Here is a 20162-nt window from a genome sequence, read left to right on the forward strand (position 1 = left end):
GCGCGCCGCGGTGTGGCGCGCGACAGCGCAGGCGGCACAAAGCGCTGGAACGCGAAAGCCCGCAAGGGGCGCAACCGACGGGGATACCCGCTGGCGTCGAGGGCACATCCATTTTAGCCCGGAACGGGCGCGGGCGGTGCGGAGAGCGCCCGCACGCCCGGAATGGTCGGTCGCGAGCGACGCGGAGGGCGGAACGCGGCGAGCGGGGCGGGCCATAACGGACACACTTGTCAGCCGGCCGCGACACTCGGCGATCCAGCTGACGTCCTGGTGGACTCAGAAAGGGCGAGGCCGTCTCGGTCACCGGGAAAGCAAGCTCTCCCGAGCTAACGGGCGGCGCGCCGCCCGTGAACGGCCGAGGGCCTTCATCGTGTTGCTCACCCAGCAACCTCAGCTGAGTCAGTTATACTCGTTGCGAGATAGCGAAGTTATTTAAATATCGATTCGTATCTACGCAACAGATGCTTACCGAAGGCGAGGTTCGTGCGCTCACCGTCCTTCACGGTGAGCAGACAGTCTCCGAATTTGCGACCCAGTTGGACCGCAGTCTCAGCTACACGTCTGAACTTGTCGATCGTCTCGAAGCGACCGGACTCATCGAGACGCGTCGACAAGGGAAAACAAAGCAAATCCGGCCATCGGACGCGAAAGCACTCGAACTCCTCGCAGACATCACCCAAGAGTATTCGCACATCGACTGGCCTGAACTGTTGTCAGGTGCGACGCTCCGCGTTCTCTACTATCTTGAAACACCGCGGGTCGTAATGGAGCTCGCACGCCGGGCCAACATTCACAGGAGTACTGTCCATCGCGCCCTCGATCCACTTCAGCATCGAGGGATCATCTACGAAACTGACGAGGATGCATATGTGCTGAACGAGGGATTCGAACAACTGAGTACGCTTGCTCGGGAACTCGTTCACCACGACCATCGCCAGACCGTCGAACAACACACCGACACCTACACGATTCTCTGGGAGTCACTCGACGAGTTCCTCGTCCAGACCGCAGATGAGATTACCGCCGAGGACTTCCTTTCGACGGGGCCAGAGCGTTTTCAGACCTACGACCTGCCCCTTCTGGCCCGCGACCGTCGGTACTATTTCCATTCAGAGACGATGAATGATCTCTCGCCGGCGATGCTGTGCTGTCATATGCTCGTAATCGATTCGGGCGCACGTACCCAGTCATACTGTCTGCTCCTGCTCAGCCACGTTGACGTCGACCGTGACGAACTGCGTGACCAGGCCACAAAGTACGGCGTCGACGATCTCGTCGAGGACTTGCTCACGTATCTCGACACGAGTGGCGAGGAGCGGGCATCTCGACTTCCCGAGTGGGAAGAGTTCCAAGAATTGGCTGAGGACTACGGGGTGTCAGCATGAGGGCGCGATTCGACAGTTCGTACATTCGGTCGGAACTCGAGCGCATCGGCGAGCAGCTAGACGACCCGCTCACTGTCTTCTTGATCGGCGGTGGGGCAATGGCGTTCCAGGATCTCAAGACCACTACCAAGGATATCGATCTCATCGTCGCATCCGGTGATGACCTCGGGCAGCTCCAAGCAGTACTGCTCGAACTTGGTTACGATATCGTTCGGGAACCGGACGAAGAATACGAAGCGCTCGGTGCTCAGCGAATCCTCGAGAACGATGATGGGTGTCGAATCGACATCTTTCACCAGCAGGTAATCGATAAACTGGTTCTTTCTGACGGGATTCGGAAGCGCAGCGAGCGGTACCTCAACCCCAGCAACTTGGTGGTCGAACTCGTGAGCCCAGAGGACATCTTCCTATTCAAGGCGGTCGCCGGACGGGTGGACGATATCGAAGATATGTTTTCGCTGCTGCAGACTGACCTCGATTTCGACGTCGTCGAAGCAGAACTCGCCGCGCAGATCGACCTCTTGGATCAAGAGCTATTCGTAACATACGTGAACGAGGCGTTGGCCGATCTCACCGAGCAACACAACGTGAGGACACCCCTGCATGAGCCGGTCGCGGAGATTACAGAGCGCGTATACGAGGAACTCGAAGTGTTTCACGCCCTCGACGAACCGAAATCTATGCCTGCCCTCCAGCAGGAACTCGATTACACCACGGTTGAACTACAGGATATCGTGAGTCGTCTCGAGGAGAAAGACGCAGTCAAGGGAACCGCTGATCGCATCGAGCGTCTTTCGACGACGATCTGACGGCGAGGGATACCGGAATCTGTGGCGTAATGCCAAGCGGTGCGGCTTATTGGATTCTTTCCCTATCCATGGATAGGGAGACTCCCCATTAGTCGCGGTCAAGCGCGACGTCGACTTCGTCAACGAGGTCCTCCATGGAAACGGTGTAAGCGTCGGCAACATGTCTCACTCAACGAGATGCTCATCGAGGTCGTGCGTCCAGTACGTCGCGGGCCCGCCAGGACTACATCGCGCACACAGCTGCAGCGGCCCCTCGAGATGGCCGAGTTCCACACGGAAGCGCGTGAGCGCCGCGAGGGCGTCGACGACGAGCCCACAGCCATCGCAGGCGTAGCGATCGCGCTCGTCGGGATCCGGCATCATCTGGATCGCGCAGTCGACGCAGATAGGGTGGGTGACCCGCTCATCTTCCCCCCAGGTGTGGGCCTCACCAGTCTCGGTGCTGGGCGGAGCGTCGCAGAACGCACACCCTGTAAGCGTCTGCTGCATTACTCCGCCTCTGTGTCGGCGTCGCGGCCGGCCGTCCAGCCACGGTGGAAGACGGCCAATTGCGTCGTCGAGTCGAAGGTAGTAACACTCGGCTCGTGAACGAGAACGCGATCCTCGGGAACGGGTGTGACGACGTCCGCGTCGATGAGGTCGTCGACTAGGCTGCGGGCCGTTGCGTCGTCGACGTCCGCGGTCGCGACGCTCGCGGCGTCACGGTCCTGTGCGAGGAGTTCGGTTTCGAGCTGTTCGTGGTCGGCACTCGTGTCGTCGTGAGGATCGGGACCAACCATGGTGAATCACGCCGCGCACGCTCTCGCGCGTTGCACGCCTCCCGGCGCCGATAAACAGCCCAGTCGGAGGGCGTCAGTCCGACCCTGGGTCGCGATACTCGAAAACGGCAACGTCGCGGAGGGATAGGGCGGTGGGCGGGGGTTGAGGGCATGAATTCTGGCAACGTCGTTAACCAACACTTCGACAGAACTGGTCCCGAGTGTTGGTTAAGAGTGTGGCCTATGGAGTCCGGAGTTCCTGAACCGGCTTCACGGTGAACGTGTCCGGCTCGCTGGCTGCTGCTTCTCGTGTGCGTTCCGCTTGTGAGGCTGCCGACCGGGTGAGCTGGGTGACGAGTTCGTCGCGAACGATCTCCCGAGGAACGGTTGTCTCGTGCCAGCCCAGCCGGGCGTCGAAGTGCCGCTTTTGGAACTGCTCGCTGACGTCGTCGACGGCGACGTACTGCGTGCGGTTTGTCCCCCGGACCTGGTGAGTGACGACAACTGCCCCCACGTGCTCGTGCGTCAGCTCGATTAGGGCACACTCCACGAGCGCGACGAGCGACGCGTGATCGCGGTCGTTCGGGATCGCCACCTCGAGGTCTGCCCACGGAGCCTCCCCGTCGGAGTTGGTTGCTGCTTGCTGTACCGTCTGCGTTTGGGTCGTACGTTCCGAAGCCATCGTCTATCGGGGGCACGTGATGTACCCCACCGCCCCCTGGCGGGGGTGACAGACGTGCCGCTGCGGTCGCAACGCTACTTGGAGCGACCGCCGAATAACCGACCCAACAGTGAGGATGACTCTGACTCACTACTGTTCTCACTCGTAGTAGCGGCGTGCTCGCCCTGGCACTCCTCCTCTTGGCCACGGGTGGCGAGTTCGTCAGTGAGTCGCTTGACCTCCGCTTCGAGAGCGTCGATGCGCTCGGTTTTCTCCGTGAGTGTCGCCTCGAGTTCGTCGACGCGGTCGCTCAAGATCTGATTCTTCTCGGCGAGATACGCGCGACTCCGCTCCGAGTCAGCAGCGCCGACGTCTGGAGACGATGTGGCGGAGATATCATCTGCGGTATCGTCGCCGGCGTCCGGGTCGTAGAACTCCGAAGTAGTCGCAATTGCTCGCTCGATGGTCTTCTCCCCATACGTCGACCCATCAGCGTAGTGGACCTCGTCCCACTTCTCCCGAAGCAATCCTGACTGGCGAAACAGGTGATCCATCTGCGTCCGGTCGCCGCCGGTCCAGAACGCCAGCAGACAGCACAGCGCCATGTCGGCCTCGGACTGGCTGTCGTAGCCGGCTGTGTTCCCGTTCCAGAGCCGCTCGAACTTCTCGCCGTTCGATGCATTCCGCGCTTTCTCGAGGAGGTCCTCGTCTTCGAGGTCGACGTCAACGGCGGCTCCACCGGGCGTCGGTGACTCGTCGTCAGTGCTACCACGCTGTTCGGACTCTGCTGCCGTGTCACGCTCTGTCTCCTGAACGTACTCACGGTGAATCGCTCTGAGCGCGTCCTGTCGACGTGCAACGCACGTTGGTGTCCGCTCGACGTGATCGCCAGTGACGGTGAAAAAGCGTGCCGTGTCGTACAGTTCGATGCTCCCGCGACGGTTCCGCCCGTCGGGAAGTTCGCCCCTGATGAGGACGTGATAGCCGGTGCCGGACGGTGACACCTCCGTATAGGAGTCGAGGCGCTCGATGATGTCTAGTGCCGCGTCGTCGACGTCGCGAAGCTCCATCTCGTCTCGGAGGGCGCGGCGATAGAGGGCGGAACCGTTGATATGGCTGTTCCACGTCAGATACAGATCATCGATGTCTTCGATGGTGACTGCCCGTGTGATCATATGTGCGGGGTGGGTATGCACCGGTTGAGCCCCGGTCCATGGTGGTGCGATAGCTAGAAGATCGGTATATGCTTTCTGGCCACCAACTGGCGCAAAAATCTAAAGTAAATTATAATCCGAGAGCTCGTTCACCTTGCAAGGGTTCCGTTAACCAACAATGGAGTTAGATGCCGTTGGCTGTTGGTTAATATTGGTATGGGATTCTACTCGAGTTCCACGACGTCTCCACGCCCGTTGTCGAGGATTTCTCGCACCTCGGCCAAGAGTTCCCGACCTTCCTCGTGGAGCCTTGTACCTTCATCGAGGCCACACTCGTCCGCATCGAGCTGCTCAATGATTTCTTCGACACGGGTCAGCCGGTCATGGATCTCTTGATCGTTTGCCACGCTTAGATCACCCCCAGCCAAAGCCCAGTGATGACCAACAACAGCAACAGCAGCACAGCGATTGCGGTCTTGTAGTAGACCGGCGGGAGGCCCTCGGGTGCGGCCGCCTCGTCGACAGCTTCGACGAGTTCCTGTTCGTGTTCGTGCTCCTGCTGGAAAGTTTCGTACGCAGCCTCGAGTTGCTGCTCCAGCGGTTCGACCTCACTCGCAAGGAACTCCTCGCGAGAACTCACGATATACTCGCCGGCGGCGGTCGGCGTGATCGTCGCGACGTCCGCCACCTGGTCCGCGATGAGCCGGTCATCGGTGTGTCCAATCGCGGTGACTACGGGGGTATTGGCGGTGAAGATCGCCTCCGCGACCCGCTCGGTGTTGAAGGCTTGGAGGTTGGAATCACTCCCACCGCCGCGGCCGACGATGATCGCGTCGACGTCCTCCGAGCGGTCCAGATGGTGGATGCCGTTCGCGATGGACGTCGGCGCCTCCGATCCCTGGACGGTTGCGTCCTTCACTAGGATGTCGACGGTTGGATCCTGCTCGTGGATCGCGTTCTGGATGTCGTACCGGGCGTCTCCTCGGAGAGAAGTGACAACACCGACTCGCTCCGGGAACGCCGACGGGCGCTGTTTCTGTTCGTCGTCGAACCAGCCACGCTCTTCGAGTTCGCTTCGTAGTCGCTCCACGGCAGCCGCCTGGTCGCCGTCGCCGACGACGATCACTTCCCACGGTTTGAGGTCGATTTTCCCACCTTCGACCCAGTACTCGATATCGCCCTCGAGGATGACCTCGGTTCCGTCTTCGAGTTCGGCGTCCATATCCCGGTAGCGGTTCGCCCAGATCATACAGGGGAGCTCGGCTTCGCCATCCGTGAGCGTAAAATAGAGCGCAGTACTGTTTTGGTGGAGATCGGTAACTTCTCCGATACAGCGGACACTGTGGAGGGCAGACGTTTCTTCGATAGCCGATGCAATCCGCTCGTTCAGCTCCTGCACTGAAAGAACATCCCCGGAGCGAACTTCATCTCCCTCGCGTTCAGCATCAGCCATCGATCCGACTTAAAAAGTGAGTAGGAGAGACAAAAATGTACTCCCAGTGGCGGCGCCTCCGACGACCTGGTTTGAGTCCCCAAATCAGTCCAGTAGCCCGAGATCGTTGAGCTGGTCTTCGATCTTCGTGAGGGCTTGTTCGGCGTCATCAAGTTGCTTGCCGCCAGTGATGACGAGCTTCCCACTGCCAAAGAGGAGCGCGACGACGTCCGGATTGTCGAGCCGGTAGACGAGTCCGGGGAACTGTTCGGGTTCGTATTCGATGTGTTCGAGCCCCAAGCCGATAGCGATGGCATTCAAATTGAGTGTGTGGTCGAGGTCGCCACTTGAGACGATATTCTGGATTTCAATCGCCGGAGAAGCAGCGACATCGACGCCCAACTCGCGGAGTTCGTCGAAGACGTGCTCAAGGGCGGTCGTAACGTCGTCAACGCTTTTCGCACCTGTACAGACGACTTTCCCCGAGCGGAAGATGAGTGCTGCGGCTTTTGGATCGTGCATCCGATACACGAGACCAGGGAAGTTATCGGGATCGTAGTCGGTCGCCCCTAGGTCTTCGGAGAGCGTTTCAAGATCGAGTTCCTGGCCGATATCGGACGATGCAACCACGTTCTCAACTTGAATTGACTCGGTTGTGACACTCATAGCTGTACCTTCCAGTCACGAACATCTTAAAACAGGGAGTGAATTCGAGCAGAGGGATAGTTCGTTCCGAGCGACCTAGAGATCGCGGGGCTGGACAGTTTTCCGATCGTTTGCCTCGGCACGCCGGGCTGCATCTTGGAGCACTTCAGTTACCTCATCGTCCAGCGCCTCGTAGAAATCCGCCGAGACGTTGTGGTCATTGAGCGCTTCTTTCACGGCCGATTTGACGATCAGGTCTGCCATACGCAGCGACATTTCTCCCGTCCTCTGTATAAACATACAGGTATCTGATTCAGTATCTGTGGGGTTTTACTGCGCTTTGAGGGGCAACAGACGTATGCGATAGTGCTTCGTATCAGTGAGCGGGACGATGTACGACCTGACCGGCTTCCAGCGCGACCTCCTGTACGTGATCGCTGGCCTCCAGGAACCCCACGGCCTCGCCATCAAGGAGGAACTCGAGGATTACTACGAGAAAGAGATCCATCACGGACGACTTTACCCGAATCTCGATACGCTCGTCGAGAAGGGCCTCGTCGAGAAAGGCGAGAAAGACCAGCGGACGAACGTCTATACGCTCACGCGGCGCGGCCGCCGTGAAATCGAAGCCCGCCGTGAGTGGGAGCATCAGTACATCGAGATTGGAGAGTCTGCGCCTGCGTAGGTTCTCTCGTACAGATCAGCTACTCCATTGTCCATGAATTATCTGAAAATCCGCGATGGGTGTGATTTCCATCTCGGATGATGTCGGTAGTAGCTCTCCTCTTCGGTAGCGACGTATGTTAGCGATTCGTCGTGAGGCGGCCACGGCGGCGTTCGAATTCTTCGTCGTCGATCTCACCGCGGGCGTACTGCTCACGGAGAGTCACGAGGGCTCTATCCTCGGCGGGCCCGTCAGTCTGAGATCGGGTAGCCAACCAATAGACGAGATAGATGGGTAGACCAATGATGAGGGCCATCCAGAGGAGGCCGAACAGCATCATGCCCCATCCCCATAGCCCCCAGCCGGTCATGTGGCCGTCGTCCCACATTCCGTAGTGCCAGTCCCACATCACCGCGTCCGGGACGGCTGCGTGCGTTAGGGCCATACCCCCGATAACCGCGACCGTCAGCGCACCGACGACGATCAGTCCGAGGGAACGAGTACCGCGTGGTTGAATTGAGTTTGTCATGTATATTTCTCCTGAAATGGTTCGGCGTGGTTAGCCGAGGATGTACTCGAGGACGGGGTAGCGCTCGACGAGTGCCTCGCCGCCGACCTCGTACTGTTCGATGTACTTGTCGAGCCCGAGGATGCGGCCCGCACCGAACGCCGCAACCGCGAGGAACACGAGCATGTACGCGAAGTCACCGTTGATGACGCCGTGAGCGATGTCCCAGTTCCCGAAGTAGAACATGACCATCATGAGCGCGCCGAAGAACGCCGCGAGGCGGACGAACGCGCCGACGAGCAGTCCGAGACCGATGAACAGCTCGCCGTACGGCACGGCGACGTTCGCGAACTCGACGAACCACGGGGTCGAACCCATCCACGCGAATAGTCCCGCGAGGGGGTTGCCGTTGGTCGCCGCGACGTTCGCCAGATAGCCACCCGCCGAGAACGGCTCGGCGGCAACGATCTTCGTGAATCCCGAGTACGCAAACGCGTAGCCCATCATGAGCCGTAGCGCGAGCACGAACCATGCGCTCAGGCTGTGGACACGACCACCGATGGTCAGTCCGCCGACCTTGCTCTCTAGCTGGTTGACTCCAGAGGGAATCGTAGACATTGTTACTTCACCGAGTGAGTGTAGGCAGGGAGAGACGATATACCGGTGAGCCAGTGTTCTGAGTCAGAAAACCGGGCGGCTATTTTACCCCACTAGGACGAGTATGCGAGTGTGACTGAGGAGTTGAGCCCACCAGCCGTCTTTGCCACACTCGACGACGAGTACGCTCGCGATATTCTCGTGGCGACGAACACGGACCGACTCTCTGCAAAAGAACTCAGCGAGGAATGCGATATGTCACGCCCAACCGTCTCTCGTCGCGTCAACACACTCGTCGAGCAAGGACTTCTCGAAGAGTACACGCACGTCGATCCCGCTGGTCGGCACTATCGGGAGTATGAGGCACGTCTCGAACGTATCGAAGTCCTCCTCCAAGACGAGGGGTTTGACATCCAGATCGATGTCCGGCCGGATCCCGCGGACCGGATCACCTCCATCTTTGAAAACATGCGGGGAGACTGATTCATGGAACACACATTATTCGTCATCGCCAAGTTGTTCATGACCGCGTTGGCTCTGGTTATCGCGTACCAAGCCTATCGCGGCTACCAACGCCACGGAACACAGCTGATGCTCTACGTCGCCCTTGGGTTCGCACTAATTGGCCTCGGTGGACTCCTTGAAGGAGTTCTATTCGAACTGCTCCAGGTATCGATCTTTCAGGCGGGTCTCGTGGCTGCACTAGTCGCGGCGGCGGGAATGCTTTCCATCCTGTATGCGCTCTATGCGCCGAATCCCTGAATATCCCACTCGACAAAGTGTTTCGGTATGTCCTCATCTGACTTCCCTCTGGGATACGTCAAGTTCGACGATGTTCGAGAGTCGGTCCCAGAATCGACACTCATTCAGGTGTCAGAATCAGTCACACTGGAGACACTGCATCTTCCTGGTCCAGACCCAGCAATCGTATTTGTCCACGGTGGTCTCGGGTCACTTTGGAATCCGTACCCACAGCTTGACGCTTTTAAAGGGAGGCACAAACTAGTCACGTACGCGCTCGCCGGCAACGGAGAATCGACCACACGCCAAGAGCAGACCCTTTCGGGACATGTTTCCGATCTCGCGAATCTCCTCGATGAACTCGACATCGAGTGCCCTATCGTCCACGGCCACAGTTATGGTACCGCCCTCGCAATCGAGTACGCGAAGCGCAACCCGACGGCCGGGCTCGTTTTGCATGCTGGGGGTGACCACGACCTAACACCCACGTGGGAGAAACCGCTCTTACGACTGTTTCTCGCACTACAACTCTACAAGATTCCCGCGAACGACGCGCTCATACGGCAGTTAGCCTACAGCGTAGGCTTCCACGAAGGGACGTCACGTGCCGTTGTCGAAGATTTCCTGCAATCGAACCCACTTCCCCACCGTCGCTCAGCGTGGACGACTGTCACCGAGGCCTTCTGGGGGTACGACGGTCGCCTCGATATTGAGCGAGTCGATGCCCCAACGCTCGTCATCCACGGACCAGCCGACGGTATTGTTCCCATCGAGCGGGCACGCGGAACCGCGAGGCGGATTCCTGAGAGCGTTTTCTGCAGGCTACAGCGTACCGGTCACGTCGCTATGATTGAGCGCCCGAATGCGTATAACAGTCTGCTTGAAGCACTCATCAAGACGGTTCGAGAGGACCGGGATTTGGAAATGACGGTTCGAGAATCGGTCGACGAAAACGGTAGCGAAGTATCCGAAGTTCGCTAAGGAATCACGATCGTTCTGCTGCTTTATTCGCCCGTTCGAGATCGAACTGAAGGTCGGTATCGTCCTCGAGACCGACGCTCAGCAATTCCGGGTCGGCGACCGTCAGGTTGAACTCACCGACGGCGCGGCCGTAGTGCAAGCGCGGTACCATTACGCCACTCGCATCACAGAGGTGGGGTCGTGGCTCGTCGACGAATCGCTTCGGGTGCTCTTCGAAGAAATCACGACAGTCGGACGAACAGAAGTAGAACGTCGTCCCCTCGAAATCGGCGGTGATTTCGCTTGAGTCGCTGGCTTCCATACCGCAGACCGGCTCAACTGGCATACTGGCAGTACGCCTCGCCCTTCCATAAACGTCAGTCGGCCATTTGCTACTGTGCGTAGGCTCCCTACTCGGTGTATACTGCGGGCTGTTTCTCGAAGCGCTGTCGACATTCTTCGCTACAGAGATAGTACGTCACCTGGTCGTGCCGGACTGAAGCTACCGCTTCGTCAACTCTGAGTTGCATACCGCAGACGGGATCCCTCGGCATTCTGTTCACAGATCCGTCTCCAAGCCGATTGGGTATTTCGAAGTAGGTCGACGGGCACGTATTAAGGGCCGTCGGAAGAACTCTATGACAACGCCCATGGTTCGATTTCTTCTCCGTCTAATTCGTATTCTTGGGACGTTCACCCCGTTCATCCTACGCTTTCTCCGTGATCGGCATCGGTTTCTGATCGTCGGTGGGTCACGCATTGTGCCACGGGACCAGCACGAGCAGCGTGCCCGCCGTCTACGGGAGGCGATGCTCAACCTTGGGCCGACGTTCGTAAAGATCGGCCAAGTTCTCTCGACGCGCCCAGATCTCGTTCCGCAAGTGTACGCGGAGGAGTTCGCAGTGCTCCAAGATGCGATCCCGGCGGGTCCGTATCGAGAGATGATTCCGGCTCTCGCCGAAGACGTCGGGTATCACTCGTACGACGACTTCGATCCCGAACCCATCGCCGGCGGATCGCTAGCACAGGTCTATCGGGCGACCTATCAGGGAAAACAGGTGGTCGTGAAAGTAAGACGCCCCGGAATCAAGGACCTCATCGAGACCGATCTGCGCATTATTCGTCGCCTCGTTCCCCTTGCACTGTTTCTCGCACCTGATCGGTTCAGTTTCTCACTCCGGAACATGGCGGACGACTTTGAGCGCATCATTCTGGAGGAACTGGACTTCGAGCGAGAGGCCCAGATGATGGAGGAGATTCGGGAAAATTTCGCTGCCGACGAGAATGAGACCGTTACGATCCCACGCGTATTTCGTGACGTCTGCTCCGAACGTGTCCTCACCATGGAGTACGCCGAGGGAACGAAGGTTACTGACCTCGAGGAACTCGAAGCGAAGGGCTACGATCCGGAGAACGTCGCCCGACGAGTGGCGAATGCCTACTTCACGATGGGACTCGATCACGGTGTGTACCACGGCGATCCCCATCCTGGAAATCTCGCTGTCGACGATGATGGCCGCATCGTATTCTACGACTTCGGGATGAGCGGTCGGTTCACGCCGGCGATGCAAGCGAGCGTGATCAACCTCTATCTGGCCGCTGTCAACCGGGATGTCGAATCCATTATCGACGAACTTGTCGCCCTTGGTGCACTCGATCCCGACGCCGACAGGGCCGCCGTCGGCCACGTTCTCGAGTTAGTTTTCGATGACCTCGAAGGGAGTGGTGATGTGAACTGGCAGCAGATAATCGACGTGGTCGTCGGAATGCTCCGAGAGTTTCCGTTTCGTATCCCGCCAGACGTGATGTTAGTCATTCGGGTGGGATCGATCGGTGAAGGTGTTCTTAGACAGCTCGATCCCGAGTTCAATATCCTCGCAGCTGCGCAGGCGTTCCTCCGTGAACACGGCTTCCTCCAGCGAGCAGCCCGGATGAAACTCGCCGAAGCTCAGTCCGACATCGAAACCTCCCTCTGGGCCCTCCTCCGGCTACCCACGAAATTGGATCGTGAACTGGACGCACGAGAACAGGAACGCACAGTGATACCTCAGGAGATCGCACAGAGCCAACGACGGCAGACTCGTTCGATCGGGTACGCCATCCTCGCAGGAGGAACATTTGTAGCGAGTGGTCTCGCATTATCCGTAAGTCAGATCTCTGCTACTGTTGGGATCGTCGTCGCACTCGGCTTCACCATTTTATTCATTCATTCATCAAGGCAACAGCGTCGATAACTGGTATCTCGAATACGGAGTACCCCCACGACGCCTCAAACTATTTTGTGGCGTCTATGCGAAGTACCTGATATGCTCAAAGATAAAGTTGCGATCATCACTGGTGGTGCAACCGGGATCGGCAAAGCAATTGCTTCGAAGTACATTGATTACGGAGCCGAAGTCGTTATCGCAGGTCGCACGGAAGAAACCGGCCGAGAGACTGCCGAAGAACTCGGCTGTGAATTCCACCAATGTGACGTCACGGAGTATGAGCAGGTAGAGACCCTCGTCAACAGTACGGTTGACGAATACGGACAGCTTGACGCAATCGTAAACAACGCTGGAATTGGCCAAGTAGGGTCCATCGAAGAAATGTCGCTCGAAGAGTGGGATACGGTCATTCAAATTAATCTCACAGGGGTTATGTACGGCTCGCGAGCGGCGATCCCGTATCTCAAAGACAGTGAGGGGTGCATCATTAATGTCGCGTCGATTTATGGCCTCGTTGGTGGTCCTGGATCACCTGCCTATTCGGCAGCAAAAGGTGGTGTCGTGAATTTCACACGAGAGCTCGCCATCGACTACGCCACAGAAGGGATACGTGTCAATAGTATCTGCCCTGGATTCGTTGAAACGCCGATGACAGACGACTACCTCGACCAGGAACAGTTCTACGAGTTCGTCCGAGACGAGACACCCATGCAGCGAGTGGCCGAACCCGAGGAGATCGGCGGCATTGCGATGTTTCTCGCCTCTGATGAGGCGACGTACATCACAGGCACAAACATTCCTGTCGACGGAGGCTGGACTGCCCACTAGTAACTACGGTCGCACATTCACCACACTTGGTTCCAACATTACGCGGGAGACCAGTCGGATAGTAGCAGCGCAAAACGTGCTACTATCTACCGAAGGCAAGCACCGTAACTCCCTGCGTTGCCTCTCTGAAGTGAGGAACTGCCGCCATATTATTTAGTCTCTCTAACCAATCCCCCAGTATGGAACAGAATCGATCCGATCTCACACTACGTGTTGGGAGTATCGCCGACGAGTCAGTTGGTCGCGTTACTCCGGATACGTCGGTAGCAGAGGTCGCCCAAACGATGGTCGCGCAAACCAAATGTGCCCGCTACGTCGTTGTGGAAGAAAACGACCAGCTTGTGGGCATCATTACAGATCGAGATTTGATTGGCGCGCTCCTCACGCCAGATAGTGAGTTCAACGTTCTCGCAACGGATCAGAGCGAATCCAACATAACCGCCGGAGATGTGATGACCTCCGACCCCCTCACCGTAACGCCTGAGGCGGAGGTACCGAGGGTACTGCGACAAATGAACGAGGCGGCTGCCCGCCATGTTCCCGTTGTCGAAGATGGCTCAGTTGTGGGGATCGTCACCCTTGACGATCTCATCACTCACCTCGCGGGAGAAGCTGCCCATGTCTCCGCACAGATGGACAATCTCTCCGGGATCATCCGGTCAGAGTCCCAGAGAAAGTAACCTCCGCATCTGAGACTCTCGATACGTGTCTTTTTCGTGACTGACATCAAAAGAGAGACATGGCCGAACCACGGATTCTAATCCTCGGTGGACCAGGCGCAGGAAAGGGGACGCAGAGTAGAAAGGCTTCTGAGGAGTTTAATGTAAAGCATATCACTACCGGGGAGCTCCTTCGGGCAAATAAGGACAGGGATATTTCAGAATTTGAATCAGAGTATGATGTCCCGCGCACATATATGGATCAAGGTGAGCTTGTTCCGGACGAGGTTGTCACTCTGCTCGTTAAAGAGGCTCTATCGCAAGTCAATGGCTTTGTTCTGGATGGGTATCCCCGCAACGTAGAACAGGCTGAGGAACTCAATAATATGACCGACGTTGACGTTATTCTATATCTTGACGTAGACGAGGAGGAACTTGTTCAACGACTCACGGGTCGCCGTATAGACCCAAAAACAGGGCACACTTATCATATAAAATACAGTCCGCCTGAAGATCCTGAAGTTGAAAGACGACTTGAGCAGCGGGATGACGATACCGAGGAGACAGTCCGTGAACGTCTACGTGTATTTCGTGAGACCACTGAACCAGTTATTGAATACTACGAAGAACGAGGTCAACTGGAACGTGTCGACGGAAAACAGTCTCCTGATGAAGTCTGGGTTGACGTAAGGAAAGCGGTTGAAAACGCGCAATAGGTCGCGAAAAAGTCGGGGTGAGCGTTACTATACCGGGCATCACCTAGCAGATCTGTACAGTTTACACACTGGCACCCGGCGAGTCTGTAGTTGAGAGGGCACGATCTTGCTGAGGTGATCTCGACGATGTTCGATAAAAGCCGACCATCATACCGTACGAATTAGAACTTGGAACGGTTATTGGCCGAAGAACGATCCAGTAGGCAATTATGGGGGGCTCTCCGAACCGATGAAGAGCCTGTCAGCAGACGCTGGCCCGTCAAGAGAGCGGATCTCGTCCTTCATACTCACCGCTCTCACCATATTCCGGCCGTTGGAAACCACCCTCACGGTAGACATCGAACTCACCCCGCTCGATGTCGTCCTGGATGATGTCTGCGGTCGTTTCGTCGACGCTCACGAAGTGACACAGCGGATGCCCTGGGTACGCGACTGCGTTCTCGAGGACACCGACGACGAGGCCAGTTGACGGTGCACGAACGACTTCGACTTCGTCTTTGAAGTGATCGGAGATAGTGAACAGTTGTTCCCCGCCCTCAACGAGTGGCTGTGGGCCCCACTTCATCTCGACGAGTCCGCCGGTGGCAGCACGAAGCCACGTCTTCTCACCGTCGCGTGCGACCACACGCGTCCAGCCAGGCCAAGAGACCGGTCGATCTGGCAGAACCTCGTGTTCAGCGAGGACACTCGCCACGCAGTGAAGGGCGCGTTCGAGATGCGTCGATTGGAACCTGTGGGCGCGCCCCATCTCCACAGTTACAGTCGGAACCCCCGTCTTCGATGCTGCCTTTCGGAGCGTCCCGTTTGAGCCTTCACCGTCGAGAATCACGCTCGTTCCGAATGTACGGGCGATGCGTTCGACGTCAGAGTCGCGCATATCTGCCCGAACGTGATACATCGTCGTCCTGTTGCGCGTCGAGGTGTGGAAATCCAGCCCTAGGTCGCACTTCGAGACGAACTCCTCGAAGATAGTATGGGCGAGACGTTTTGCCATCGTTCCCTGTGGATTCCCGGGGAACGACCGGTTGAGGTCCTCGTCATAGATCGGGATGTAGCGCTGTTGGGCCATGAATCCCGGGACGTTCAGCACGTGGAGGCAGACGAGTGCCCCGTGGATGTCCGGGGGACCGTAGGTTTCTGCGACCTCTTGGACGATCTTGATGCCGTTCAGTTCGTCGCCGTGCACGGCAGCACTGAGGAACATCGCCGGGCCATCATTGTCTCCGTTGACGACCGTGACCGGAATGTCGATCCGGTCGCCGTGGAAACTTGTTCCCACCGAATAGCGGAACTGGCACTTCTCTCCGGGTGAGATGGTTCGGCCGCCGACCTCAATCGGTTGTGTCGCGGGTCCAGTCATTGAGAATCACTCTCGGACTGCTCTGAATGTGCCTGCGCTGCACGTCCACTGGTTCTACCCAGGAATCGTGGAACCGCCTCGCAGTATGACTCGTATTCACCCCCGTACTGCTCGCGGAGCCACGGCTCTTCGGCTAGTGGTGCGAGCAGGAACCACAGGATTCCACCGATAACGAGAATGACCGTTTGAATCGAACCTGCGAGGAGGCCTCCGCTGGCGAGCATGGTGATGAACCCCACATACTGTGGATTGCGAGAGAAGCGATACGGTCCCTCAGTTTGAAGGTGGCCTTCGAGACCACTGCTCTCCCAGAATCCGAGTGTCCACATCGCCCAGATAGACAGCGTTGTGCCTGCTACGAAAACAAGCACACAGACGAGTTGCACCACCACCGGTGGTTCGTACCAGTGCCACCAGTCGAGGTATGCAATGCCGACCAGACCCACGACGTATAGCGTCCAGGCGGTCCAGCTGACCCAGAACGTCCAGTTTCGCGTCCCGTGCGGCCAGAACCGGAATGTCGGACTGACGATGGTGGCAAGGAGGCCACCCAGTAGGAGTCCCCCGGATAGGAGACCGACGTTGAACCACACCGGTGACGTATCGAATGGCATGGCGATCACGCACTCACGCTGGGCACGGAAATATCGGTGTTGCGGAGGCGACGGGCGTTAATCGCAACGATGATCGTCGACAACGACATGAACACCGCGGCGATCGCTGGCGACAGGAGGATTCCGATAGGCGCGAGAATCCCTGCCGCGAGCGGGAGGGCGAAGACGTTGTAGCCGGTCGCCCAGACAAGGTTCTCCTGCATCTTCCGGTAGCTCGCCTTCGAGAGCTTGATGAGCCGCACTACGTCCACCGGATTATTGTCGACGAGGATGATATCGCCCGACTCGATGGCGACGTCAGTCCCAGAACCGATGGCGATACCGACGTCGGCTCGTGTGAGCGCGGGCGCGTCGTTGACGCCGTCGCCGACCATCGCGACCAGTTTCCCCTCGGACTGGAGCTGTTCGACCTTCGTATCCTTCTCGTCGGGGAGTACCTCCGCGAAGTACTGGTCGATGCCAAGTTCCTCCGAGACAGCCCGTGCAACGTCTTCGGAGTCGCCGGTGAGCATTGCCACCTCAATATCCATCGCGTGTAGCGCCTCGATGGCCTGCCGGCTTTCCTCCCGAATAACGTCCGCTAACGCGAATGCTGCAACGACTTCGGATTCGTCGTGAACCAGGTAGATAACCGTCTCTGCGTTCGAGCCGGCTTCCTCCGCGAAGGCAGCGATGCCGTCCGATCGTTCGATACCGAATTTCTCAATCAGGTTCGGTCCACCGATATGAACCGTCTCGCCGTCCACAGTGGCTCTGACGCCGAGACCGCGGAAATTCTCAAAGTTCGAAACCTTCGCTCGCTGGATATCCCGTTCCTCGGCGGCGTCTCGGATGGCGCGAGCGATCATATGCTCGGAGTCACCCTCGACACCAGCGGCGACTTCGAATGCTCGCTCTTCAGTCCAGTCGCCTGCCGTCTCAACGCCGACGACGCCCTGTTCGCCCTTCGTGAGGGTCCCGGTCTTGTCAAACATCACCGTGTCCAGATTTCGGGATTCCTCCATGGCGATGCGGTCGCGGATGAGCATCCCGTTTTGGGCAGCCGTGGAAGTGTTGATCGCGACCACGAGCGGGACGGCAAGTCCAAGTGCGTGGGGACACGCGATGACCAGGACCGTCACGACGCGCTCGAGGACGGTGATGTTGTACCCGGTGGCGACGACCCACGCGACGGCCGTAATCGCCGCGACGCCGAGTGCAATGTAGAACAGCCAGCCAGCTGCCTTGTCGGCGAGCAACTGGGTTCGAGATTTGGATTGCTGGGCCTCTTCGACGAGTCGCATGATGCCCGCAAGCGCCGTTTCGTCGCCAGTCTTCGTGATTTTGACGCGGAGACTCCCGTCCTGGTTGACCGTCCCGGCGACCACCTCTGATCCGGGCTCCTTCCCAACTGGTCTGGATTCGCCGGTAATCATCGACTCGTCAACGGACGACTCGCCCTCGACGACTTCGCCGTCGGCAGGCACGCTCGCGCCCGGGCGAACGAGCACGACATCGTCCTCGCCGAGTTCGGAGACGGGCACTTCCTCGGTATCCCCACTCTCTGTGATGCGCTCGGCAGTGTCGGGCATGAGTTTCGCCAGTTCGTCGAGCGCCCCCGAGGCCGCCCGGACCGACCGCATCTCCACCCAGTGGCCCAGCAGCATGATGTCGATCAGCGTGACGAGTTCCCAGAAAAACGGTGTCGTCCCTTCGAGAAACAGACTCGCGATCGAGTAGACGAACGCCACCGATATCGCCAGCGAGATGAGCATCATCATCCCCGGCTCGCGGTTTTTCAGCTCCGTCCGGGCCATCGAGAGGAAGGGCACGCCACCGTACGCGAAGATCACGACCGCAAGTACCGGCGTTATCCACGTACTCCCGGGGAACGTAGGGGCCGTATAGCCGAAGACGTCCTGAATGAATTCGCTGAAGACGATGACCGGAATCGAGAGGACGAGCGACACCCAGAACCGCCGCCGAAACATCGCCTCGTGGCCTGAGTGATCCGTGTGATCGCTGTGATCCCCGTTTCCACCCCCGTGTCCCTTCTCGTGGGCGTTACCACCATGGTCGTGCTCGTCGTGTACGTGCTCTGCTTCTGTAGAGTGAGCGTGCTCGGCCGCAGCGTGGCGGTGCGCGTGTTCGGCTTCGTGGTCGTTATGTGCGTGTTCGTCCGTGGATTCGGACTCCGTGGTGGCGTCTGCCGCAGTGTGAGTGTCGTCCTTCGGGAGTTTGGACTCCGGCTCGGATGACGCGTGGGCTGTTGCTCGCGCTTCAGCATCTGCTTTCAATCGGCAAATTCGACAACAGTAGACGGGTCCTTCGGATTGATGCGAGGGGTGCCCCTCTTTAGAGGGATTTTCGGATGTCTCGTGGTCTGGATTGTTGCTCATGGCGTGGGTATTGGTGCCGTCCCTTATTATGCTGTCCAAACCCTGATACTGCGCGGCGCAATCGAGAGGGCCAGAATCGAACGAGAACGGCGGGGCGTTCGTTGGCGTGCGTTTTGTCGTTTCTCAGGCGGAGGCGGTGTAGCCAGCGTCTTCGACGGCTTTGACGAGTGCTTTGATGTCAGCATCGCCATCGACGCTCGCCTGTTCGGCCTCGCGGTCGGCGGTCGCGTCGGTCACGCCACTCACCTCTCGAAGCGCGTCTTCGACTGTCTGTTCACAGTGACCGCAGGTCATTCCTTCGACAGTGATGGTCTGCGTCATACACTGGTACATACGGGAGGGGAATCTTTGTCAGTTTCTGCTTCGAATCCAAAGTCTATCTTGGACGTGAAATGGCATTCAAAGCTTGGAGTTGGGAAACAATATTGTGGTTCGGGGGTTCAATGGGGAGATATGCGTGATTTAGACGAGACAGACATGGAGATCCTCTCGCTACTAGCAGAGGACGCGCGACGCCCGTTCAGCAGCATCGGTGAGGAGGTGGATCTCTCGGGGCCAGCCGTATCAGACCGCGTGAAACGGTTAGAGGAGGCCAATATCATCAACGGCTTCACCATCGACGTGAATCGCGCACAACTGCGAGCTGGTGTTCCGGTATTCATTCAGGCTGAGATTGGATCTGAGTCGCTGGAACCAGCCCGCAAGCAGGCCCGAGAGTCAGATGGTGTCGAACACGTCTTCATGACCTCTGAGGGGGATCTCTGGTTTTACGCACGTGTCGAAGCTCATAACGTTCGTCAGTGGATGAATGGACTCTTCGATGAGATCAATATAGCAGATTATACGGTCACGCTAATCGACGCAATGGAATGGACGCCATCCGTTGATGGTGCCGAGTTTGCCCTTACTTGTGCTGAATGTAACAATACCGTCGATACTGAAGGAGAGACAACACGGATTGACGGCGAGGTTTACCACTTTTGTTGTCCATCTTGTCTCGCACGCTTCGAAGACCGCTATCAGCGACTCGAAGAAGGGGCGTAGTATCCTTTTAGATTTCAAACTTTCGCGGGTCCAATAACCACC

At 58.0% G+C, this 20162-nt stretch carries 25 protein-coding genes and 1 pseudogene; 11 read left to right on the forward strand and 15 right to left on the reverse strand.

The window, feature by feature from the left end:
* Positions 1-461 precede the first annotated feature (461 nt).
* Positions 462-1385 carry a helix-turn-helix domain-containing protein gene (locus B4V06_RS02825; RefSeq protein ID WP_498167296.1) on the forward strand — a complete coding sequence of 308 codons (924 nt, stop codon included), beginning with the start codon at positions 462-464 and terminating at the stop codon, positions 1383-1385.
* Positions 1382-2194 (forward strand): DUF6036 family nucleotidyltransferase, encoded by an 813-nt coding sequence (locus B4V06_RS02830; protein WP_498167299.1) that lies wholly within the window; start codon positions 1382-1384, stop codon positions 2192-2194. The genes B4V06_RS02825 and B4V06_RS02830 overlap by 4 nt, the downstream gene beginning before the upstream one ends.
* Positions 2195-2359: 165 nt before the next feature.
* Here the strand turns inward: B4V06_RS02830 and B4V06_RS02835 are convergent, their stop codons facing one another.
* From B4V06_RS02835 to B4V06_RS02870, 8 genes and pseudogenes are all read right to left on the reverse strand, one after another.
* Positions 2360-2683 carry a DUF7558 family protein gene (locus B4V06_RS02835; protein ID WP_498167302.1) on the reverse strand — a complete coding sequence of 108 codons (324 nt, stop codon included), beginning with the start codon at positions 2681-2683 and terminating at the stop codon, positions 2360-2362.
* A complete protein-coding gene (locus tag B4V06_RS02840; protein WP_498167304.1) occupies positions 2683-2973 on the reverse strand; it encodes a DUF8069 family protein in 291 nt (96 codons plus the stop codon). Before B4V06_RS02840 ends, B4V06_RS02835 begins: the two co-directional genes overlap by 1 nt.
* A gap of 220 nt (positions 2974-3193) precedes the next feature.
* Positions 3194-3634, reverse strand: a complete 441-nt coding sequence (locus B4V06_RS02845) for a DUF8030 family protein (protein WP_123115086.1) — start codon at positions 3632-3634, stop codon at positions 3194-3196.
* A gap of 74 nt (positions 3635-3708) precedes the next feature.
* A pseudogene (locus B4V06_RS02850) lies at positions 3709-4680 on the reverse strand (phage NrS-1 polymerase family protein); the annotation flags it as partial.
* A 311-nt stretch (positions 4681-4991) separates the two neighbouring features.
* Positions 4992-5174: an exodeoxyribonuclease VII small subunit gene (xseB, locus tag B4V06_RS02855; protein ID WP_277524657.1), complete on the reverse strand. Its 183-nt coding sequence runs from the start codon at positions 5172-5174 to the stop codon at positions 4992-4994.
* A gap of 2 nt (positions 5175-5176) precedes the next feature.
* Positions 5177-6220 carry an exodeoxyribonuclease VII large subunit gene (gene xseA, locus B4V06_RS02860; protein ID WP_277524659.1) on the reverse strand — a complete coding sequence of 348 codons (1044 nt, stop codon included), beginning with the start codon at positions 6218-6220 and terminating at the stop codon, positions 5177-5179.
* An 84-nt stretch (positions 6221-6304) separates the two neighbouring features.
* Entirely contained in the window at positions 6305-6865 is a 561-nt protein-coding gene (locus B4V06_RS02865; protein WP_277524661.1) for a TATA-box-binding protein, read from the reverse strand.
* 75 nt (positions 6866-6940) lie between these two features.
* Complete coding sequence (locus B4V06_RS02870) at positions 6941-7108, reverse strand: DUF1931 domain-containing protein (RefSeq protein WP_277524665.1); 168 nt, start codon at positions 7106-7108, stop codon at positions 6941-6943.
* A 127-nt stretch (positions 7109-7235) separates the two neighbouring features.
* Between B4V06_RS02870 and B4V06_RS02875 the strand changes: the two genes are divergently transcribed.
* Positions 7236-7529, forward strand: coding sequence for a PadR family transcriptional regulator (locus tag B4V06_RS02875; protein WP_277524667.1), 294 nt, complete (start codon positions 7236-7238; stop codon positions 7527-7529).
* Positions 7530-7647: 118 nt separating this feature from the next.
* Here B4V06_RS02875 and B4V06_RS02880 read toward each other — a convergent pair whose 3' ends face one another.
* A complete protein-coding gene (locus B4V06_RS02880; protein WP_277524671.1) occupies positions 7648-8037 on the reverse strand; it encodes an SHOCT domain-containing protein in 390 nt (129 codons plus the stop codon).
* A 30-nt stretch (positions 8038-8067) separates the two neighbouring features.
* Complete coding sequence (locus tag B4V06_RS02885) at positions 8068-8634, reverse strand: DoxX family protein (protein WP_498167311.1); 567 nt, start codon at positions 8632-8634, stop codon at positions 8068-8070.
* A 111-nt stretch (positions 8635-8745) separates the two neighbouring features.
* Here B4V06_RS02885 and B4V06_RS02890 point away from each other — a divergent pair, with 111 nt between their 5' ends.
* Genes B4V06_RS02890 through B4V06_RS02900 form a run of 3 tightly spaced genes read left to right on the forward strand, consistent with a single transcriptional unit; the run spans position 8746 to position 10335 of the window.
* On the forward strand, positions 8746-9096 hold the full coding sequence (locus B4V06_RS02890) for an ArsR/SmtB family transcription factor (protein WP_144927678.1): 351 nt from the start codon (positions 8746-8748) through the stop codon (positions 9094-9096).
* Positions 9097-9099: 3 nt separating this feature from the next.
* Positions 9100-9375 carry a DUF7521 family protein gene (locus B4V06_RS02895; protein ID WP_211087819.1) on the forward strand — a complete coding sequence of 92 codons (276 nt, stop codon included), beginning with the start codon at positions 9100-9102 and terminating at the stop codon, positions 9373-9375.
* Positions 9376-9402: 27 nt separating this feature from the next.
* Positions 9403-10335: an alpha/beta fold hydrolase gene (locus B4V06_RS02900; protein ID WP_498167316.1), complete on the forward strand. Its 933-nt coding sequence runs from the start codon at positions 9403-9405 to the stop codon at positions 10333-10335.
* A gap of 4 nt (positions 10336-10339) precedes the next feature.
* Here the strand turns inward: B4V06_RS02900 and B4V06_RS02905 are convergent, their stop codons facing one another.
* Complete coding sequence (locus tag B4V06_RS02905; protein ID WP_119712794.1) at positions 10340-10660, reverse strand: YHS domain-containing protein; 321 nt, start codon at positions 10658-10660, stop codon at positions 10340-10342.
* Positions 10661-11075: 415 nt separating this feature from the next.
* On the opposite strand from B4V06_RS02905, the gene B4V06_RS02910 reads away from it, so the two are divergent.
* The 4 genes from B4V06_RS02910 (at position 11076) to B4V06_RS02925 (ending at position 14724) form a co-directional block, all read left to right on the forward strand.
* Complete coding sequence (locus B4V06_RS02910) at positions 11076-12548, forward strand: ABC1 kinase family protein (RefSeq protein ID WP_498167319.1); 1473 nt, start codon at positions 11076-11078, stop codon at positions 12546-12548.
* A 72-nt stretch (positions 12549-12620) separates the two neighbouring features.
* Entirely contained in the window at positions 12621-13349 is a 729-nt protein-coding gene (gene budC, locus B4V06_RS02915; RefSeq protein WP_119713009.1) for a meso-2,3-butanediol dehydrogenase, read from the forward strand.
* A gap of 179 nt (positions 13350-13528) precedes the next feature.
* Positions 13529-14029: a CBS domain-containing protein gene (locus B4V06_RS02920; RefSeq protein WP_310921675.1), complete on the forward strand. Its 501-nt coding sequence runs from the start codon at positions 13529-13531 to the stop codon at positions 14027-14029.
* A 59-nt stretch (positions 14030-14088) separates the two neighbouring features.
* Positions 14089-14724: an adenylate kinase gene (locus B4V06_RS02925; RefSeq protein WP_487331461.1), complete on the forward strand. Its 636-nt coding sequence runs from the start codon at positions 14089-14091 to the stop codon at positions 14722-14724.
* 259 nt (positions 14725-14983) lie between these two features.
* On the opposite strand, the gene B4V06_RS02930 is transcribed toward B4V06_RS02925, so the two are convergent.
* The 4 genes from B4V06_RS02930 to B4V06_RS02945 all read right to left on the reverse strand — a co-directional run bounded on the left by B4V06_RS02930 (position 14984) and on the right by B4V06_RS02945 (position 19397).
* Positions 14984-16084, reverse strand: coding sequence for a succinylglutamate desuccinylase/aspartoacylase family protein (locus B4V06_RS02930; RefSeq protein WP_498167323.1), 1101 nt, complete (start codon positions 16082-16084; stop codon positions 14984-14986).
* On the reverse strand, positions 16081-16698 hold the full coding sequence (locus tag B4V06_RS02935) for a methyltransferase family protein (RefSeq protein ID WP_498167326.1): 618 nt from the start codon (positions 16696-16698) through the stop codon (positions 16081-16083). The genes B4V06_RS02930 and B4V06_RS02935 overlap by 4 nt, the downstream gene beginning before the upstream one ends.
* A 5-nt stretch (positions 16699-16703) precedes the next feature.
* On the reverse strand, positions 16704-19076 hold the full coding sequence (locus tag B4V06_RS02940; RefSeq protein ID WP_498167328.1) for a copper-translocating P-type ATPase: 2373 nt from the start codon (positions 19074-19076) through the stop codon (positions 16704-16706).
* Positions 19077-19199: 123 nt separating this feature from the next.
* Complete coding sequence (locus B4V06_RS02945; RefSeq protein WP_058365418.1) at positions 19200-19397, reverse strand: heavy-metal-associated domain-containing protein; 198 nt, start codon at positions 19395-19397, stop codon at positions 19200-19202.
* A 132-nt stretch (positions 19398-19529) separates the two neighbouring features.
* Here B4V06_RS02945 and B4V06_RS02950 point away from each other — a divergent pair, with 132 nt between their 5' ends.
* Positions 19530-20120: an AsnC family transcriptional regulator gene (locus B4V06_RS02950; RefSeq protein ID WP_310909315.1), complete on the forward strand. Its 591-nt coding sequence runs from the start codon at positions 19530-19532 to the stop codon at positions 20118-20120.
* Positions 20121-20162: the final 42 nt, after the last annotated feature.

This window comes from Halorubrum sp. B53 (assembly GCF_059752395.1).

Coding starts and splice junctions, on each gene's coding strand:
- B4V06_RS02830 (WP_498167299.1), top strand. CDS start 1,382: ATGAGGGCGCGATTCGACAGTTCGTACATTCGGTCGGAACTCGAGCGC.
- budC (WP_119713009.1), top strand. CDS start 12,621: ATGCTCAAAGATAAAGTTGCGATCATCACTGGTGGTGCAACCGGGATC.
- B4V06_RS02945 (WP_058365418.1), bottom strand. CDS start 19,397: ATGACGCAGACCATCACTGTCGAAGGAATGACCTGCGGTCACTGTGAA.
- B4V06_RS02905 (WP_119712794.1), bottom strand. CDS start 10,660: ATGCCAGTTGAGCCGGTCTGCGGTATGGAAGCCAGCGACTCAAGCGAA.
- B4V06_RS02930 (WP_498167323.1), bottom strand. CDS start 16,084: ATGACTGGACCCGCGACACAACCGATTGAGGTCGGCGGCCGAACCATC.
- B4V06_RS02885 (WP_498167311.1), bottom strand. CDS start 8,634: ATGTCTACGATTCCCTCTGGAGTCAACCAGCTAGAGAGCAAGGTCGGC.
- B4V06_RS02900 (WP_498167316.1), top strand. CDS start 9,403: ATGTCCTCATCTGACTTCCCTCTGGGATACGTCAAGTTCGACGATGTT.
- B4V06_RS02825 (WP_498167296.1), top strand. CDS start 462: ATGCTTACCGAAGGCGAGGTTCGTGCGCTCACCGTCCTTCACGGTGAG.
- B4V06_RS02950 (WP_310909315.1), top strand. CDS start 19,530: ATGCGTGATTTAGACGAGACAGACATGGAGATCCTCTCGCTACTAGCA.
- B4V06_RS02935 (WP_498167326.1), bottom strand. CDS start 16,698: ATGCCATTCGATACGTCACCGGTGTGGTTCAACGTCGGTCTCCTATCC.
- B4V06_RS02925 (WP_487331461.1), top strand. CDS start 14,089: ATGGCCGAACCACGGATTCTAATCCTCGGTGGACCAGGCGCAGGAAAG.
- B4V06_RS02845 (WP_123115086.1), bottom strand. CDS start 3,634: ATGGCTTCGGAACGTACGACCCAAACGCAGACGGTACAGCAAGCAGCA.
- B4V06_RS02940 (WP_498167328.1), bottom strand. CDS start 19,076: ATGAGCAACAATCCAGACCACGAGACATCCGAAAATCCCTCTAAAGAG.
- B4V06_RS02920 (WP_310921675.1), top strand. CDS start 13,529: ATGGAACAGAATCGATCCGATCTCACACTACGTGTTGGGAGTATCGCC.
- B4V06_RS02870 (WP_277524665.1), bottom strand. CDS start 7,108: ATGGCAGACCTGATCGTCAAATCGGCCGTGAAAGAAGCGCTCAATGAC.
- B4V06_RS02835 (WP_498167302.1), bottom strand. CDS start 2,683: ATGCAGCAGACGCTTACAGGGTGTGCGTTCTGCGACGCTCCGCCCAGC.
- xseA (WP_277524659.1), bottom strand. CDS start 6,220: ATGGCTGATGCTGAACGCGAGGGAGATGAAGTTCGCTCCGGGGATGTT.
- B4V06_RS02840 (WP_498167304.1), bottom strand. CDS start 2,973: ATGGTTGGTCCCGATCCTCACGACGACACGAGTGCCGACCACGAACAG.
- B4V06_RS02875 (WP_277524667.1), top strand. CDS start 7,236: ATGTACGACCTGACCGGCTTCCAGCGCGACCTCCTGTACGTGATCGCT.
- B4V06_RS02880 (WP_277524671.1), bottom strand. CDS start 8,037: ATGACAAACTCAATTCAACCACGCGGTACTCGTTCCCTCGGACTGATC.
- B4V06_RS02895 (WP_211087819.1), top strand. CDS start 9,100: ATGGAACACACATTATTCGTCATCGCCAAGTTGTTCATGACCGCGTTG.
- B4V06_RS02865 (WP_277524661.1), bottom strand. CDS start 6,865: ATGAGTGTCACAACCGAGTCAATTCAAGTTGAGAACGTGGTTGCATCG.